Genomic DNA, 16,614 nt, shown 5'->3' on the forward strand with positions numbered 1-16,614 from the left:
TTTCATCGGCAGCCAACGGTTTTTCACTATTAGGCAAAAGGCTTGTTTCCTGCTATAATGAGTGAATCAGCAAAGAAAAAGGATGATTCTTTCGATGATTGGAACACGTATCAAGAACCTGCGAAAAGAAAAGGGGATTTCCCTATCGCAACTGGCTGAACGTGCGGGAGTTGCAAAATCTTATCTCAGCTCCATTGAGCGAGACATTCAATCCAATCCTTCACTGCAATTCATTGAAAAGATTGCCCAAGTGCTCGATGTTCCTATGAATACGCTAATCGAGAAAGATCCTGCTGCCGAACAAGATTTAGATCAAGAGTGGAACCAATTGGTGTTAGAAGCGATGAAGTCTGGGGTCAGCAAAGAAGAGTTCCGCGGCTTTTTGGAATTTCAAAAGTGGAAGCTGTCACAAAACAAGGAGTAACGTGGTTTAGCTTTTTTGTGTAACCGACACTCCTTGCGCCCAATTTTCCAAATAGTGCAACAACGGTGTTCGCAACTCATCGTTTCTCAGCGCAAATTCAATCGTCGTCGTGATAAAGCCCAGCTTATCACCAACATCATACCGAACTCCCTCAAACCGATAAGCAAAGACAGCCTGCACTTCGTTGAGGCGTTGAATGGCGTCCGTCAGCTGGATTTCTCCACCCGCTCCGGTTTCTTGGCGTTCCAAAATATCGAATATTTCCGGACTCAAGACATACCGTCCCATGATCGCCAGGTTCGATGGCGCTGTTCCTCTTTGCGGTTTTTCGACAAATGCCCGAACCTGGTACATACCTCCCTCTGCTGTGAGAGGATCAATTACTCCGTACCTGGAAATCTGGTCCTCCGGCACCTCTTGCACGCCAATCACTGAGCACTGTGTATGCTCGTATAGATCCGTCAACTGCTTGATGCAGGGGATATCCGAGCGAACGATATCATCCCCCAGCAAAACAGCAAACGGCTCCTGCCCGATAAACTTCCTGGCGCACCAAATGGCATGTCCCAGCCCGAGTGGTTCTCTCTGGCGAATATAATGGATATTCGCCATTTTAGCTGAGTGACGCACCCGATCCAGCAAATCCAGCTTCTGCTTTTCCAGCAGATTCCATTCCAGCTCGAAGGCGGAGTCGAAGTGATCCTCGATGGCCCGTTTCCCTTTTCCTGTCACGATGATGATATCCTCGATCCCGGCTTCTACCGCTTCTTCTACAATGTACTGTATGGTCGGCTTATCTACGATTGGCAGCATTTCCTTTGGCATCGCTTTGGTTGCTGGCAAAAATCGAGTGCCCAAACCAGCAGCCGGGATAATGGCCTTTTTGATTTTCACTTGTGCCACGCTCACTCCTACCTCCTAGGGTAACCGGATCAACTCGGATAAAGCTCCTCGCAGCGCTGCCATCTTCTCTCTCGCGTCCTCATCGCTGGTCGGAGCATTCGTGCTGAGGTAAACCTTCATTTTCGGTTCCGTACCCGACGGCCGTACCGCCACCCACGATTTGTCTGCTAGAATGAATTTGATTACGTTGGATTTTGGCAAATCCAACGATTCCCCCTGCCCTGTCTCTACTCTCGTTTTTATTTGACGCTCGTAATCCTCCACCGTTTCGACCACATACCCCGCCAGCTGCTTCGGAGGGTTCGATCGCAAGCTGGACAAGCATTCCTCCATCCGCTCGCGCCCTTCTCTTCCTGAAAGGGTGAGCGACACCAGCTCTTCACGGTAGTAGCCATACGTTTGATACATATCCTCCAAGATTTGAAACAGGTTTTTCCCTTGCTGTTGGTAGTAAAGGGCCATTTCTGCTACGAGTACAACGATTTGTACCGCGTCTTTATCGCGAACGAAGTCTCCCGCCAAATAGCCGTAGCTCTCTTCATATCCAAAGACAAAGGTATGCGATCCTTCTGTGCAGCATTCTTCGATTTTTTCGCCTATGTACTTGAAGCCTGTCAGGGTATTGATGGTCTTTACCCCGTGTCTCTCTGCAATTCTCTCTCCCAAGTCCGAGGTGACGATGGTTTTCAGCATCAGTCCGTCTGTATAGGGCCCTGCCTGTTGGAGCAAATAATGCAGCAGCAGTGCACCTAGCTGATTGCCGTTCACCATCTCATATGCCGAGTCGGTTTTTACCAGCACCCCTAACCGATCTGCGTCAGGGTCTGTCGCCATAATCAAATCGGCCTGTGTGTTTGCCGCCAGCATCAAGGCTAGATCAAACGCTTCCCGCTCTTCAGGATTCGGTGCTTTTACAGTAGGAAAACGAGAGTCGGCAGTCGCTTGCTCTTCGACGACATGGACGCGAGTGAAGCCTACTCGTTTCAGCAGCTCAGGGATCAGCTTTCTTCCTGTTCCGTGAAGCGGGGTATATACGATGCTCAGGCTGCTGCCCTTCTCCTGTATCAACGGACGCTGACGCAGCAGCTGTTCGACTTGCCGGTTGTATGCCTCTACGACTTCGCTGCCGATCATGACGATCTGCTGATCCCCTGGCGTGACTGGTGGCTGCGGAATCTCCAGGGGATCCCCGCTTGCTTGGATTTCATCGTAAATATCTTGGGCATCCTGTTCGGTGATTTGCCCGCCCAGTTGGTTATAGACTTTGATTCCATTGTATTCGGGTGGATTGTGGCTGGCTGTAATGACGATACCTGCGGAGGCATGGAGATGGCGAATCGCAAAGGAGAGCAGTGGAGTAGGGACCAACTCATGAAACAGATACACCTTGATTCCTGAATGTGCAAAAAGAGATGCCATCTGTCCAGCAAACTCTTCTGAATATTTCCTGGAGTCATAAGCGATCGCAATACCTTGCTTCGCTGCAGCTTCCCCCTTCTGTTGAAGGTAGGTGGCAATTCCTTGTGCTGCTCTTCGGACCGTATAGACATTAAGACGGTTGGTGCCGGCACCGATGATCCCTCTCATGCCTCCCGTTCCAAATTCCAGCTGTTTATAGAAACGTTCCTCAATCTCTTCCTTATTTGTACCGATCTGTTGCAGTTCCTCATAAAGATCTGTCGGCATCTCCCTGTGTGAAAGCCAGCGAGTGAACACTTCCATGGCACCAGGACTAGGATTTGATGCCTTGTTGGAATCTAGCATGAAAGTCACCCCTAGTAATCAGTTCGTCCCGACTCCTCATCCTGCGCACGATCTACACTGGGAGGTTCGGCGGATAGGCTTATACTACAATACGCCTATTTGAATGACAATAGACTTAATTTGTCGTTTGAACAAAAGAAATAGCGAATTCTGAGCAAAGTGTCGATTTGTCAATAGTCTTTTTTTCGCTATATTCCTCCCCCTTTCCGCAGTCGTTACGGACAGAAAAGCACCCCGAATGTTTCATCGAGGTGCCTCTCTTCCGAACAGTCTTATGAGCCTGTATAGCTGATCATCTGCACCCAGTCCGTGTTCAGCACGTTACTGGCTCCTGTAGTCAGTCTACACCATCCTGTAACAATGTACCTACTGCCCGCATTTCCTCTGACGACGGGAGCTGTGTTTTCGATTATATCGCCCGCTGTCCATTTGCCTGTAGTCGGCATAGCCGTACCCTGCATCCGCCGCAAACCGTTTGCCATCGTCCCTTTGTAAATCACGCCATTCACGTTGATACAGGTCGTCGTCCCTGCCTCGTTCACGTATATGCCTGTGCTGTTGTTGCTATAGGACACGTAGCTGTTGCCGTTTGTCGGAAGCTGGCATAAATTGAACATGGCCTCCGATCCATTTTGCACAATGTGATTAAAGTTGTTCGTTGTCGACAAATCGGTGGTTTGATAGTTGGGGAAGCGGCAGCTATTCATCACCACGTTGGAATTGTTGTTCACGTAAATCATCGATGACGTCCCACGTGTTGTGGCAGCGCCATAAATCAGATAGCCATAGAATCCATTTACGACCGCGCTCGTGTTTTCAAAATAAAACACGTCTCCTTTGATATCCTCTGCTCCACATCCATTGATGGTAATTCCGTTGCATTTTTTAAAGGTATAGGCGCGTGCTGTCCCTGTCTTGACGTGGTCGACGCCGCAGCTGGTAAAGGTGGAGTAGTTGAGCAGGGTGATATCAAAGCCTACTTGCGCCGTATTTGCCCAGACATTGGTTGCGTTCAAGCTTGTACCCGTTCCGTTGTTTGTTCCATCGTCCTGCCAGCATAGGGCGGAGACACAGTCCCTGGCAAAAAACTTGTTGATGCTCGTCATCCAGGAGTCAAAGGTGAAAAAGCCGTAGTCACAATAATAGGTTTGGATGTTGCTGAAGGTGGCGTGGGTAGTGCGGGGTCCGTAAATACCGTAGCGTACTTGCTTGGGGGCAGTGGAATAAAGCGTTAGGAATTGAATGGAGGAATTGTAGTTCGTGGAGTTGTCACTGTGGTCAATGAGAAAGAAGGCATCGACGTTGTAATCGTCTGTGACTGCACCTCCCCGCGCTTTTCGGGTTCTGGCACCGATCGTCGTGTTTGTTGTTTTTTCGATGATCGTACAGGGGACAAACGTGAATTTACCTGTATAAATATCGTCTAGAACAACCGAGGAAATGGACGTTCCTTCGAGGACGATTCCCTGTGGCGGCAGCAGAATCGGCTTTCGGATTTTAAACCGCTGTATGGGGAACGTTACGACCCCTTGAATATTGGACTCAAAGTTGTTCGCGCTGTTTTTTGCTTTTTGCGCCACGTCGTTAACAGCTCTCTGGATCGCATCGGACCAGTCTTCCGTTGCTGTTCCGACATTCAGCGCATACTGTTTGTAATCTGTAATCGAGACTACATATGGCTGTGGAGTTAATATACTCATCCGCATACCTTCCCTTCTCTATATAGATTGGACCTGCTATACGATATGCAAAAGACGATTTTTAGCCACGGCTATTCCAAATTTCCACAATACCCTAATCCCTGCGTACAAGCATAAAAAAACAAGCTGTTTGCCCGTCGTTTTGGGCTACAGCCTGTTTTCAAAGGTTTTGTGAATGGCTACGAGTTTTGTGCCGTTTTTGCCTCAGCTGCCCCGTGCAGAACTTGGTCGATCTGGCTTTTGATGCGGGAGCGCTCCTCATTTGACACTGCGTAATAGTATATGCCGTTGATCATTTCTCCCTGCCCATTGATGCGCAGCACATTGATCTGATCCAATCCACTTTTATAATGAAACATCAGGTTTTTCATGTCATCGAAGGTAAGATTCGTCTTGACGCTTGCACCGATGTCGGCCAGTACTTTATCCAGCTTGTTGACCGTGCTGATTTCCTTCGATTTCCCCATCAATTGCTGCAGAATCAACTGCTGACGCTTGTTGCGGCCAAAGTCTCCTTCGGGATCATCGTGGCGCATGCGGGCGTACGCCAACGCCTTTTTTCCATCCAGTGCGATTTTGCCTTTTTCAAAACGATATCCTTCGTAGCTGAAGGCGTGCGCATTGTCCACGACCACTCCCCCGAGAGAGTCGATGATGTTGAGGAAGCCCTCCATATCTACCTTGACATAGTAATCGATTGGGGTATTCAGGAAGGCTTCGACCGTCCGAACTGTCGCAGACATCCCCCCGAAGGCGTAAGCATGATTGATTTTGTCCTGTTTTCCGCTGTCGGCCATCTGCGTACGCGTATCACGCGGAATGCTGAACATCAGCGTCTGCTTAAGCGTGGGATTACTCGCCAGGTAAATGATCGTATCAGAGCGTCCTGCGTCCGTCCCGCGCTTGTCTACACCGAACACCAAAATGGAAACCGCTTTGTTTTCCTCTGCTTCCTGTGTCTTTTGTGCGTTGGGGATGGTTTGCGCGGTTCCTACTGCAGGAGATGACTGCGGTGCTGATGGCGGCTGTTTCGTCTTGTCCTGCCCAGCATCCGGGGCAGGGGGCAATGGTTCAAAGATCGCGTGCGCGGTTTGCTCAACATTTTTGTAAAGCTGATAAAAATAGACAGAAGTCCCGACTACTCCTATTCCCAGTACAACAAGCACGATCCGCATGATTTTTTTCATCAGCCAGTCTCTCCCACTCCCGACTTTGGACAAAACCTCTACTACTAGCGTATGGCAAAGCTTCGCAAACCTTTACACGCAGTCAGCATTTCTCGTTTTGACACGGGAGTACAAAAAACAGCGATCGTGATAGATCGCTGTTCTCGCTGTCTACCTTACCCGACGATTTGCAGATTGGGGTTATATCGTTTTACGTACTCATAAATATCATCACCAACCAGCTTCACTTCCGCTGGCTTGTGAGGCTGCTTCGCACTGTGCGCCTCCAGCTGCTCGCGGCCGCGCTCAAGGCGTTTGCGGGCAACATCCGGGAGTGTCAAAACATGGGGAACCAGGAGTTGAAAATACCATGTTCCTTGGTGTTCTGCAGAAACATCTATCTCCAGCTCGATATCGTTGCTCTCGAATTCGTACAAATGGGTAAACAGTGCCTCTCGATCCGATGCAGCCAGCGTGGAAATGTCTACACGGACTACACTTAGATAATACTCCTCGTTGAACAGAATCATCTCGGAATCAATCGGTTGATACTTTTTCGTTACCAGATCCATAATGCCTCCCTGAAGTACTGAAGTGGATGTCATATCTTGTAGCATACTATATTTTCGAATATTTAGGCAACTCGTTCTATACAGAAGGAGAGGCAGCTTTTGCCGCTCTCCTTTTGTCTGTCCTACAACAAAGTGGAGCCTTCCACGACCGCTTGGGCATCTTCACGGGTAATCAGCACCGCGCGAGCCTTTCCTCCGCTTTGTCCAGCTACATATCCATCCGCTTCCATCATTTCGATCAGACGGGCAGCCCGGTTGTATCCTACTCGGAATCTGCGCTGCAAGCCGGATGCAGACGCCTGGCCCTGCTCTGCCACAAACACCAAGGCTTCCAGGTACAACGGATCATCTCCCGCATCGAAGGACTGAACCTGCTGCTCCAAATCTTCCTTGCTGAAAATATAGGAAGGTTTGCGTTGTTTTTTGATCACTTGGGTGATGCGCTCAATCTCGTCATCGGAGACGAAATTCCCTTGCAGACGAATCGGCGTCGTACCGCTCTCCAAAAACAGCATATCTCCGCGTCCCAACAAGCGTTCTGCACCAGACTGATCCAGAATCGTCCGGGAGTCGACCTGTGAAAATACGGCAAACGCCAAACGCGTCGGCACATTCGCCTTGATGTTTCCGGTAATGACATCTACAGATGGCCGCTGTGTCGCCAGCAAGAGATGGATGCCGCAGGCGCGGGCCTTTTGTGCGATCCGAATGATGCAATCCTCCACGTCCTGTGGAGAGACCATCATCAGGTCGGCCAGTTCATCAATGACGATGACAATATAAGGAAGCTGATCATCCGTCGTTTGATTGTAACGGTCGATATCCCTGACGCCTGCATCCACGAACAGAGCGTAGCGCTTCTCCATCTCTTCTACGGCCCATTTGAGAGCAGCCGTCGCTTGCTTCGCCTCCGTAACGACCGGCGTTACCAGATGCGGCAGATGGTTGTACGGTGCCAGCTCCACCATTTTCGGGTCAATGAGCAGCAGGCGTACCTGTTCTGGCGTCGCCTTGTACAGCAGGCTGACGATGATCGAGTTGATGCACACACTCTTACCTGAACCTGTAGAGCCTGCGATCAAGCCATGCGGCATTTTTTTAATATCCGCAATAATCGGCTCTCCCCCGATGTCCATCCCCAATGCAACAGCCAACGGAGAGCTGTGCTCGAGGAACTTGTCGGAGCCGATGATCGTGCTGATCATGACAGGGCGGCTCGATAGATTCGGCACCTCAATCCCGATTGCGTTGCGTCCGGGGATCGGTGCTTCGATACGAATATCCTTTGCCGCTAGATTGAGCTTGATATCGTCGATCAGACCGGTAATTTTATTCACTTTGACGCCAGGAGCGGGCTGCAGCTCAAAACGGGTCACCGAAGGACCTTTGACGATACCGACTACCTGTGCGCTGACGTTGAAGTTGGATAGCGTTTCTTCCAGCAAAAGCTTTTGCAGCTGTGTGTGCTCGTCATCATCGTCACTTGGTACCTGGCCCGGATTAAGCAGATCCAGCTGAGGCAATTCATAGGACGGCACCTGCTCTTCCTGGCCTGCACGCTCGGAGACATCTGCGACCTTCTGGGCTGCAGGGACAGTTCCTGGTCCTGTTGTCTCCACATGCCTTGGCAGCGGCGGGCTGTTCAACGGCTGCGAGATAGCAACCTCCTGACCAACCTCTGGTACGTCCATGCCTGCTCGCTCCAGCAGCCGTGCCACATCCGATGCGTAATCGGTCTGCCGGCTGGCAACCATATTCGCTTCGGCTTCGGCTGCTGCAGGTGCAGAGGCACCCTCAACGGTATCCGTGTAACGATCAGAATCAGCGGGTTCATGCGTATTTTCATTGTCAGGCGATTGCTCTGGTTCTGGTTCTGGCTCCAGCTCGATCGCCAGGACCTGGTCAGGGTCAGATTCTAGCAAAGGAATACCCACTTCCACTGCTGAATCCAAGTCGTCCCCCTGCTCTGCTTCTTGCGCAGTTTCAAGCACTGCTACGGCCTCTTCTTCAAGTTCGATCAGATCTACTGGTTCAGTCGCCATCTGCGCGATCGCCGTGTCGGCCGCTTCCAAACTCTCTAAAACGGAGACAGCACCCTCTTCGTGCTCTGCAAGCGCCTCTTCTTCCCTGCCTTCAGGAACAACAGGAGCATCGGTCTCAGAAGTCTCGTTTCCCTGCTCCTGTTCTTGAATACTAGAGCTATGAGACTCCGCAGCTGTTTTTTCTGCTGTGGTCCATTCTACTGATGCTACTGACTCTACTGGCTCGGTTGCAGCACTGGCTGCTACTTCCTCACGCGCAGTTTCCCACTCAACTGCTGAAGCTGCTTCTTCGATCGAAGCTTTTGGCAGCTCATCGGTTGCAGTCAGCTCCTGAACATCCGTCTCATCCAGCTCGATCTCCACATCCGATTCAGCCATCTCTGCAGGATGCTCGGACGCGTACTCTTCCTCGATCGTTCCCTTGGCTCCCGATTGCAGCTGATCCCACAGCTTCAGCTGGTTTAAATGCTCTTCCTGCTCGAGGCGCGGGTAAACGATCCCCGCTGTCGTGTGGATCCGATGCTCTTCCTCACGCGTAGCAGGTGTGATCTTGCCATAGACCGGGGAAACAATCTCGGAGGGCTTGTACGCTTTCTTCGGCTCATCAGGCTGGCGAACGCGAGGAGGCTGCTCCGGACGCGGTTCGACATGTCGGACTGCACGTTCTGCTTGTTTTGCTGGAACGGATTTTGGCTTTTCCTGATTACGAACCGTGTCTATATTCCTGCTTGGACTTTGAACAGGAGGGTTATCGCGCAAAGACAGCCCTTGCTGCCGCTCACGTGTAGGCAGCTTTTGCTCGCGCTCGCGCATCACCTCTTGGCCATCTACCTGCTTGTCCTTTCGCTTTTTCTCTGGATATTCGTCTGGAACCACCGGAAAACGAAAATACCGTTCTCTTTCCCGAACGAGCTCGCTCCCACTCCGGGTGTTCGCACGCTCTTTCGGATAAATGCTTTTCGTTTTCGCTTGGAGCTGTCGGGGAGCTGATGGAACGGAGGGACGAGAGTCGTTATCTATCCGCTGTTGTTGTTCTTCTTCATCATCGCTCTGAAAATAGCTCAAAAGCCTTTGAAGCCACGACCACATGTTGCAACGCCCTTTCTTTCGCTAACCATCTTTTCCCTTTCATCTTACCATGAAACAGATTGGAATTTTGCGAGATTGTGATTTTTTTCCGTATTTGCGAAACCTTTTCCCATTTTAAACGTAGATAAAAGTGGGACTGCAAAAGGATACATAGGGGAGGAACAACAATATGTGGAAAAAAAGTAGCGCCCTGCTGGTTGCGGGGATGCTGGTTCTAACGGGCTGCTCAGGTGAAGCTTCTTTGGTCCGTGATTCGATCGTGGCGTCTATTGAAAAGCCGAACTATGATTATCAAGGGACTTTGAAGCTGACAGGCGACGTCGATAAATTGCCAACAGCTTTCGGAGAAACAACTGTAGACAATGATGAAACAGCTCTGCTCGCTGCACTCAAAGCTGGTGTGAACGTCAAAGGCTCCCAGCTGGATTTGAAAAACACAAAGGTGCAGTTCGAAGTCAATGACGATAAATTGCTTCGTGACAACAAGCTGTGGGATGGCGACAAAAAGGCATCCGTAGAACTGATCGTGAACAACGACGATTTCTACGCAAAATCGCCACTCGATAGCAAATACCTGAAAATCAGCGCGGATACCACCAATGCTCTCGGTGTTTACAGCGACTCTGAAGTAGATCCGGTTAAGCTGAAAGAATATCAGGATAAAATGAACGACCTCACGATTAACTTCGTGAAAAAATACATCGCCAAATACGGATACACCTTCTCCAGCGCCAAAAATCTGGGTGTAGAAACGGTCAACCTGCCAAACGGTGAAAAAGTGCAGGCGACCCACATCAACATCAAGATCGATGCCAAAGAACTGGTGAAAATGTTCTTCTTCACAGCGAACGATGCCGTTGCTAGCAAAGACGTGAAAGACTTTGCGATCGACATGATGGTACTCGCAAACTCCCTGCAAGAAGAGCTGAATCCTGAGCTGGGCAAAACGACCGAAGCAGAAAAACGCACGCAGGCAGAAGCAGCCGTAACGGAAGGTATCCAGTCTGCTAAAAAATGGCTGGACGAAACTACCAAAGTTTACACACCAGAAAAAATCGTAGAGGAAATGAAGAAAGAAGGCTTCCAAGGTCTCGCATGGAACCTCGACTTCTACATCGACGATGCGAAAATGGCTGTTCATCAAAAGAGCTCGCTGGACGTAACCTTCCAAACTCCTGAGATGAAGCAAGCTTTGACAGTTGGCCTGGAGGTTGACCAATACGCGTACAACTTCGGAAAAGCGACGAAATACGAAGTACCTGCAAAAGATGCGGGCTTGACTGTAGAGCAGCTCTACACAGATGAAAAAGCAATCAACAACTTCAGCGACAAAGGCTTCATGCGCCCCGTAGCGGAAAGCTTGCTGGAGCAGCACAAATGGCAAAAAGAATGGGAAGCTGAGCTGGAAGCGGAAGAAGCAGATGCAGTAGAAGTACCAGCTACTCCTGCTCCTTAAGACTTCCCCCTCGCAAAAGAAAGCACGACGCTCATTGGGCGCCGTGCTTTTTCTTTTGCGATCAGATGATCCCTCTTTGGTGCAGGTAATCGATGACTGTCGCCACAGATTGCTCAACCGACAGCGTCCCGCTCTCGATCACCAGCTCAGGGGCTATCGGCTCCTCGTACGGGGAAGAGATACCTGTGAACTGGCCGATCTCTCCCTTCCTCGCCTTTTCGTACAAGCCTTTCACGTCCCGACGCTCGCACTCCTCCAGTGAGCATTTGACGTAGACCTCGATGAACTCTCCTTCTGCCACCAAGCTGCGTGCCAGTGCACGGTCTTCCAAGTAAGGGGAGATAAAGGCAGTCAGCGTAATCACACCAGCGTCCACAAACAGCTTCGCAACTTCACCGATTCGCCGGATGTTCTCTTTCCGGTCCTCCGCTGAAAATCCCAGTCCACGGTTTAAGCCATGGCGAATGTTGTCTCCATCCAGCACATAGCTCGCCAGCCTCCGCTGATGCAGCTCGTGCTCCACGGCATTGGCGAGCGTCGACTTGCCTGCCCCTGACAGACCCGTGAACCAGATGACGCAGCTTTTATGTCCCGCTCTCTTTTGGCGATCTTCCTTGGTCACCGTCGTCGGATGCCACACGATATTGGCTGTTCCCTCTCTGCTCATCTCTCGCGCACCTCCTAGTCTCTGGCACTAACTGGCGCCTGCAATCCCTCGATCAGGACCCGAGCCACTTCCGCACGGCTGAATTCTGGCGGCGGAGCTTCTCCGCGCGACAGCATCTCTCTCACTTTCGTACCAGACAGTGCTACGTGATGATCTGCGTCATGCGGGCAGGTTTTGTTCGACGCCATGTTCCCGCACGTGCGGCAATAAAAGCTGTTTTCAAAGAAGAGCGGCGTGATCCCCAGCTCCTCCGCTGTGAAGTTGCGAAAAATATGCTGAGCGTCGTAGGTGCCGTAGTAATTTCCCACACCCGCATGATCACGCCCTACAATAAAGTGGGTGCAGCCGTAGTTTTTGCGGACCATAGCATGGAAAATGGCTTCACGCGGCCCTGCATAGCGCATGGCGGCAGGGAAGACAGCCAGCTGCACACGGGATGCCGGATAGTATTTCGCCAGCAGCACCTGATAGCTTTTCATCCGCACGTCGGCTGGAATATCGTCTGCCTTTGTCTCCCCGACTAGCGGATTCAAGAAAAGACCATCGACGATTTCAAGTGCAGACTTCTGAATGTACTCATGGGCACGGTGTACGGGGTTTCGCGTTTGAAACCCCACGACCGTCCTCCAGCCTTTCTCCGCAAAGAGCTCCCTTGTTTCCGCCGGATCAAAGTAATGGCTGGCGAACTCCCCTTTATCCGTCCTTTTTACCAGTGTGATCGGACCGGCGAGATAGACGCCAGGGCGCTCCAGTAGCTTTTTCACGCCTGGATGGTTTGTATCGTCTGTTCCGTATACCAGCCGAGCTTCTGCCCTTTTATCTGGCTGGAAAATGTCCGTGACCTCGAGCAAGCCGTACACGATTCCCTGATGAACCAACCGAACCGGCTCGCCGATTTGCAATCCTCCTGCCACCCCTTCTGGCACAGGCAGTGTGATGGGAATGCTCCAAACGGTTCCATCGGCAAGTCTCATTCGTTCGACGACAGACTCATAGTCTCGACGATCCAAAAAACCGGTGATGGGGCTAAATGCACCGATGGCAATCAGCTCCAGATCAGATAAGGCAAAGCCATCCAGCTCTACCTCTTTTGTCGCTCGCGCAAGATCTGCTTCCGGATGAAATCGGTTGACCAATGCGCCTCCGTGTGGTGTGCTTCCACTCATCCATTCCCACTCCTTGTTTCTATTTTCTCTTGTCCTCAGCTTGTTTTTACTTCGCCAGGTGGAGACCGCACTCTGTCTTTCCTGAATGCGCCGCCCATCTTCCTGCGCGCTCATCTTCCCCAGGTGCAACTGCACGCGTGCAAGGCGCACACCCGATGCTCGGGTAGCTCTGGTCGTGCAAAGCATTGTAGGGCAACTCAAAAATCCGTATGTACTGCCATACTTCTTCGGATTTCCAGTGGATGAGCGGACAAATTTTCAACGATTCAAACTTCTCGTCGCGATTGACAAACTGCACATTTGCCCGAGTCGCAGACTGTTCACGACGCAGCCCGGACAACCAAGCAACAGCGCCCCGGAGTGCCTGATCCATTGGCTCGACCTTGCGAATCTGACAGCATTGGTCCGGCTGACGAAGCCATAGCTCATCCCCGTATTGGGCAGCCTGCTGTTCTAGTGTCAGCTGTGGCTGTTTAACGGTAATTTGCAATTTGGGATAGCGTGCACGTATTTTTTCGATCAGGTCATACGTTTCCTGGAAGTGAAGATGGGTGTCCAGAAAAACGATTTTCGCATCCGTTTTCACATCGTTGATCATATCGATAAGCACCATCGCTTCTGCCCCAAAGCTGCAAGAGTAGATCAAATCATCAGAAAACGTCTGATACGCCCATTTGATGACATCCAGCGTGTCGCCGCCTCCCAGCTCCTTGTTGAGTGCCGCGAGTCGTTCGTCGGTTGCCGTAGCATAACTCCATTGGCTCATATGCCGCCTCCTTGATCATTGATCGAACTATTTTCCCTGCGAATGAGGCGTATCAATCCGATAAACCCAAGTGTCGCTACGAAAACGCTGATAAGCGCTGCCAGCATGTAGAGATCGGAACGAAGGAACACATGCACAAAAGCAAAGGAAACGGCAAGGGAAGAGACGGGCGAGACGATCCAAACCATGATAATTTGCTTGATAATCCCCTTCTGCCAAAGCTTGAGGCCATTTTCTGCTGTCCCTACTCCCAAAATGGCACAGGTCGTCGCCTGAGTCAGCGGCACCGGAATCCCGAAAAGCGAGGCGACGATCACTAATGTCCCTCCTGTCGCCGACACGGCACTGCCCTGCAAGAGCGAGAGCGAAGTGATTTTCTTCCCGTTGGTCTCCAGCACCTTTCCGCCCAATGCCAGACAGCCGACAGCGACTGCCGCTCCCCCGATCCAAATGCCGGAATTCGTGTTCATCAAGCCTGCCCCTACCAATGGACCTACTGCATTCGCCACATTGTTCATCCCCGCTGAAAAAGCTTCGTATACTCCGCAGCCTACCAACAGCCAGCGAAGCCAGCGCTCCGTATTCGTCCCTTTCTTTTGCAGATCAGGGTACCGCACGTTGATTCGGTGAATGAGCTTGCCGATGGCATAAGCGCCGAAAAAAGCGACAACCGGAATGATCAGCCAAAAGGTAACAATCACGAGCAAACTCTGCAGGTAAATCGACTGATAGGCAAGACCGACCCCGACGATAGAGCCTACCGTCACTTCGCTGGTCGAAAGCGGGACCCCCAGCAGATTGGCTCCGAACAAGGTCAGGGTAGCAGAAGCCAGAACGATGACGACGGTCTCGACGATCATCAGATTGGATGGAATAATGCCTCCACTGATGGTTTTGACGACCTCTCCGCCACCTAGCACGGCTCCTAGCAGTGCAGCAATGGCTACTAAACCCATGGCCAACCGCTTATTTCGAACAGCCCCGCTCCCATAAGCTGCCCCCATAGAGGCCGCCGTTCCGCTCGCTCCAATATTCATGGCAAAAAACAAGGCAATCGCAATCGCAGCATAACTCCATCCCACGGGATCGAACACCTCCAATCACACGCCCGTCTAACGATTACGTATAGAGGTGTGCTGCTTCTTTTCCTGTTTTCAACGAAACGAGTACGCTCGTGAGCTGTTCTGTTCCTGCCTCGCATTCGATAACTGCGTCCCAGCCCATTTTTTTCGCTTGCGCCATCGCATCCTCACCGAGGCACAAAAGGCGCCTTTTCTGCCAGCCTTCACCTGCGAACTGAGCCAGTGCGAACAGCGCAGCTGGATCGTCGGTTGCCAACCAGTCGAACGATTCCGAGGCGAACCAGCCTGATGCTGGATGCTGCGAATCCCACTCTAGCGCGGCGGCCGATACACGGTGTACGGTGCTTTCTTCCACCTGGAAAATGCCTGCTCCTAAATCGTTCGTGATATGCAGGATTCGCTCGCCACTTCTCGCGGACAACGCTTGATGCAGATCAGAAGTCCGGACTGTACCCTCGAACACAAGCTGTGGGTATAAGCCCTTTTCCTCTAATAAAGCCGCTGTTTCTTTACCGACCACCGCAATCTTGCCTGTCAGCTGACGAATATCGAAACGCCGACTCGACAGGTCCCGAAAAAAAGCCCGAACATGCTGAACGCCATCAAAAACCAGCCATTCATACGCAGCAGCATCCCCGCTCAGCCCTTGTGATGACGCAGGCTGTTCCCGAAGCGGAATCGGCCAGACTTCTGCACCTAGAAGTTCCAGCTCTTGGATCAGTCCTCTCCCGTCCTTCCGGCAAGAAGCGACCGCCATTCGCTGACCAAATAGCGGCTTTTTCTCGTACCAGTTCAAACTTTCACGCAGGTGAACGACCTCTCCGATGACGATGATGGCAGGTGCCTTAAAGCCCGCCTCCAACACCGTCCGATCAATGGTTTGCAGCCTTCCCGATACTGTTTCCTGTTTTCCAAGGGTGCCCCAGCGCACGAGCGCAACAGGGGTATCCGAATGCTTGCCGTGCAGAAGCAGCTGCTCTTTGATGTACGGCAAATTTTTGACCCCCATGTAGATCACAAGCGTTTCCATCGAGGCGAGCGCCCTCCAGTCCGGCTCTTTGCCTGCATTTTTCTCGCAAAGATGACCGGTGACGAATGCAACAGACGAATTGTACTCCCGATGCGTAAGGGGAATACCTGCATAGAGCGGCACAGCCATGCCCGAGGTAATCCCCGGCACGATCTCAAACGGGACTCCGTGTTCGAGGCACATCTGCGCCTCTTCTCCCACACGCCCGAACATGCTGGGGTCACCCCCTTTTAACCGGACCACGGTATGACCGCTTTGCGCTTCCTGAACCAGCAGCCGGTTGATCTCTTCCTGCGGCAAGGTGTGCCGATCTGCTTCCTTTCCGCAGTACACCAGTCGTGCATGCGGCTTGACGTGCGTCAGGAGCAGCGGATTTGCCAGACGGTCGTAAACAACCACATCAGCCCGACTAAGTGCTTCCATTCCTTTGATTGTCAACAGCTTCGGGTCACCTGGTCCTGCCCCGACAAACCATACACTGCCTCTCGTCATCGTGCTCCCTCCCTCGCTGGTCTTTTGTTTATCCGAAATGGGAAGTCTCGATGACGTACCCTACGCCTTGTCTGCCGATCGGCTTCTTCTCGACGAGACTCAGCTGTTTGATGTGCGGCGGTGAAATCGTATGCCGCAAAATATTGTTCTCAGCAGTGCTGAATGCTCGCTCGTCTGATTTGGCAAGGACGACCACCGTCAGCAGTCGCCCTTCCTCCAGCTCCGCTTCTAGTTTGTATAGATAGCTCTCTGTTTGCTCTTCTGTCATGCCGGTCCCTCATTTCTGCTGCCATTC

At 51.5% G+C, this 16,614-nt stretch carries 14 protein-coding genes; 2 read left to right on the forward strand and 12 right to left on the reverse strand.

The features are described from left to right. The first annotated feature begins 94 nt into the window (after window positions 1-94). Complete coding sequence (locus ACLIN2_RS21665) at window positions 95-424, forward strand: helix-turn-helix domain-containing protein (protein ID WP_092268663.1); 330 nt, start codon at window positions 95-97, stop codon at window positions 422-424. 6 nt (window positions 425-430) lie between these two features. On the opposite strand, the gene galU is transcribed toward ACLIN2_RS21665, so the two are convergent. The 6 genes from galU to ACLIN2_RS21695 all read right to left on the reverse strand — a co-directional run bounded on the left by galU (window position 431) and on the right by ACLIN2_RS21695 (window position 9,660). Beyond that, window positions 431-1,327, reverse strand: a complete 897-nt coding sequence (gene galU, locus ACLIN2_RS21670; RefSeq protein WP_411502093.1) for a UTP--glucose-1-phosphate uridylyltransferase GalU — start codon at window positions 1,325-1,327, stop codon at window positions 431-433. A 15-nt stretch (window positions 1,328-1,342) separates the two neighbouring features. Then, a complete protein-coding gene (locus ACLIN2_RS21675) occupies window positions 1,343-3,091 on the reverse strand; it encodes a phospho-sugar mutase (protein WP_411502094.1) in 1,749 nt (582 codons plus the stop codon). Between the two features lie 272 nt (window positions 3,092-3,363). Continuing rightward, window positions 3,364-4,791 carry a hypothetical protein gene (locus ACLIN2_RS21680; RefSeq protein ID WP_411502095.1) on the reverse strand — a complete coding sequence of 476 codons (1,428 nt, stop codon included), beginning with the start codon at window positions 4,789-4,791 and terminating at the stop codon, window positions 3,364-3,366. A gap of 179 nt (window positions 4,792-4,970) precedes the next feature. After that, the gene (locus ACLIN2_RS21685; RefSeq protein ID WP_411502096.1) at window positions 4,971-5,978 is read right to left on the reverse strand and encodes an LCP family protein; all 1,008 of its coding nucleotides are present in this window, start codon (window positions 5,976-5,978) and stop codon (window positions 4,971-4,973) included. Between the two features lie 155 nt (window positions 5,979-6,133). Then, window positions 6,134-6,529 carry a hypothetical protein gene (locus tag ACLIN2_RS21690; protein ID WP_092268654.1) on the reverse strand — a complete coding sequence of 132 codons (396 nt, stop codon included), beginning with the start codon at window positions 6,527-6,529 and terminating at the stop codon, window positions 6,134-6,136. Window positions 6,530-6,651: 122 nt separating this feature from the next. Then, complete coding sequence (locus ACLIN2_RS21695; RefSeq protein WP_411502097.1) at window positions 6,652-9,660, reverse strand: DNA translocase FtsK; 3,009 nt, start codon at window positions 9,658-9,660, stop codon at window positions 6,652-6,654. Window positions 9,661-9,829: 169 nt separating this feature from the next. On the opposite strand from ACLIN2_RS21695, the gene ACLIN2_RS21700 reads away from it, so the two are divergent. Beyond that, window positions 9,830-11,116, forward strand: coding sequence for a hypothetical protein (locus ACLIN2_RS21700; RefSeq protein WP_411502098.1), 1,287 nt, complete (start codon window positions 9,830-9,832; stop codon window positions 11,114-11,116). Window positions 11,117-11,177: 61 nt separating this feature from the next. Here ACLIN2_RS21700 and cysC read toward each other — a convergent pair whose 3' ends face one another. The 6 genes from cysC to ACLIN2_RS21730 are packed head-to-tail and all read right to left on the reverse strand — an operon-like array spanning window position 11,178 to window position 16,587. Beyond that, window positions 11,178-11,783 (reverse strand): adenylyl-sulfate kinase, encoded by a 606-nt coding sequence (gene cysC, locus ACLIN2_RS21705; RefSeq protein WP_411502099.1) that lies wholly within the window; start codon window positions 11,781-11,783, stop codon window positions 11,178-11,180. Between the two features lie 14 nt (window positions 11,784-11,797). Beyond that, window positions 11,798-12,949, reverse strand: coding sequence for a sulfate adenylyltransferase (gene sat / locus ACLIN2_RS21710; protein ID WP_411502100.1), 1,152 nt, complete (start codon window positions 12,947-12,949; stop codon window positions 11,798-11,800). A 46-nt stretch (window positions 12,950-12,995) separates the two neighbouring features. Then, complete coding sequence (locus tag ACLIN2_RS21715; protein ID WP_411502101.1) at window positions 12,996-13,715, reverse strand: phosphoadenylyl-sulfate reductase; 720 nt, start codon at window positions 13,713-13,715, stop codon at window positions 12,996-12,998. Further along, entirely contained in the window at window positions 13,712-14,797 is a 1,086-nt protein-coding gene (locus ACLIN2_RS21720) for an inorganic phosphate transporter (RefSeq protein ID WP_411502102.1), read from the reverse strand. Before ACLIN2_RS21720 ends, ACLIN2_RS21715 begins: the two co-directional genes overlap by 4 nt. Before the next feature lie 37 nt (window positions 14,798-14,834). Continuing rightward, window positions 14,835-16,319, reverse strand: a complete 1,485-nt coding sequence (gene cobA, locus ACLIN2_RS21725; protein ID WP_411502103.1) for a uroporphyrinogen-III C-methyltransferase — start codon at window positions 16,317-16,319, stop codon at window positions 14,835-14,837. A 28-nt stretch (window positions 16,320-16,347) separates the two neighbouring features. Next, window positions 16,348-16,587, reverse strand: a complete 240-nt coding sequence (locus ACLIN2_RS21730) for a DUF3906 family protein (RefSeq protein WP_092268638.1) — start codon at window positions 16,585-16,587, stop codon at window positions 16,348-16,350. Window positions 16,588-16,614: the final 27 nt, after the last annotated feature.

Source organism: Brevibacillus centrosporus (genome assembly GCF_046622605.1).
Taxonomy (GTDB): domain Bacteria; phylum Bacillota; class Bacilli; order Brevibacillales; family Brevibacillaceae; genus Brevibacillus; species Brevibacillus centrosporus.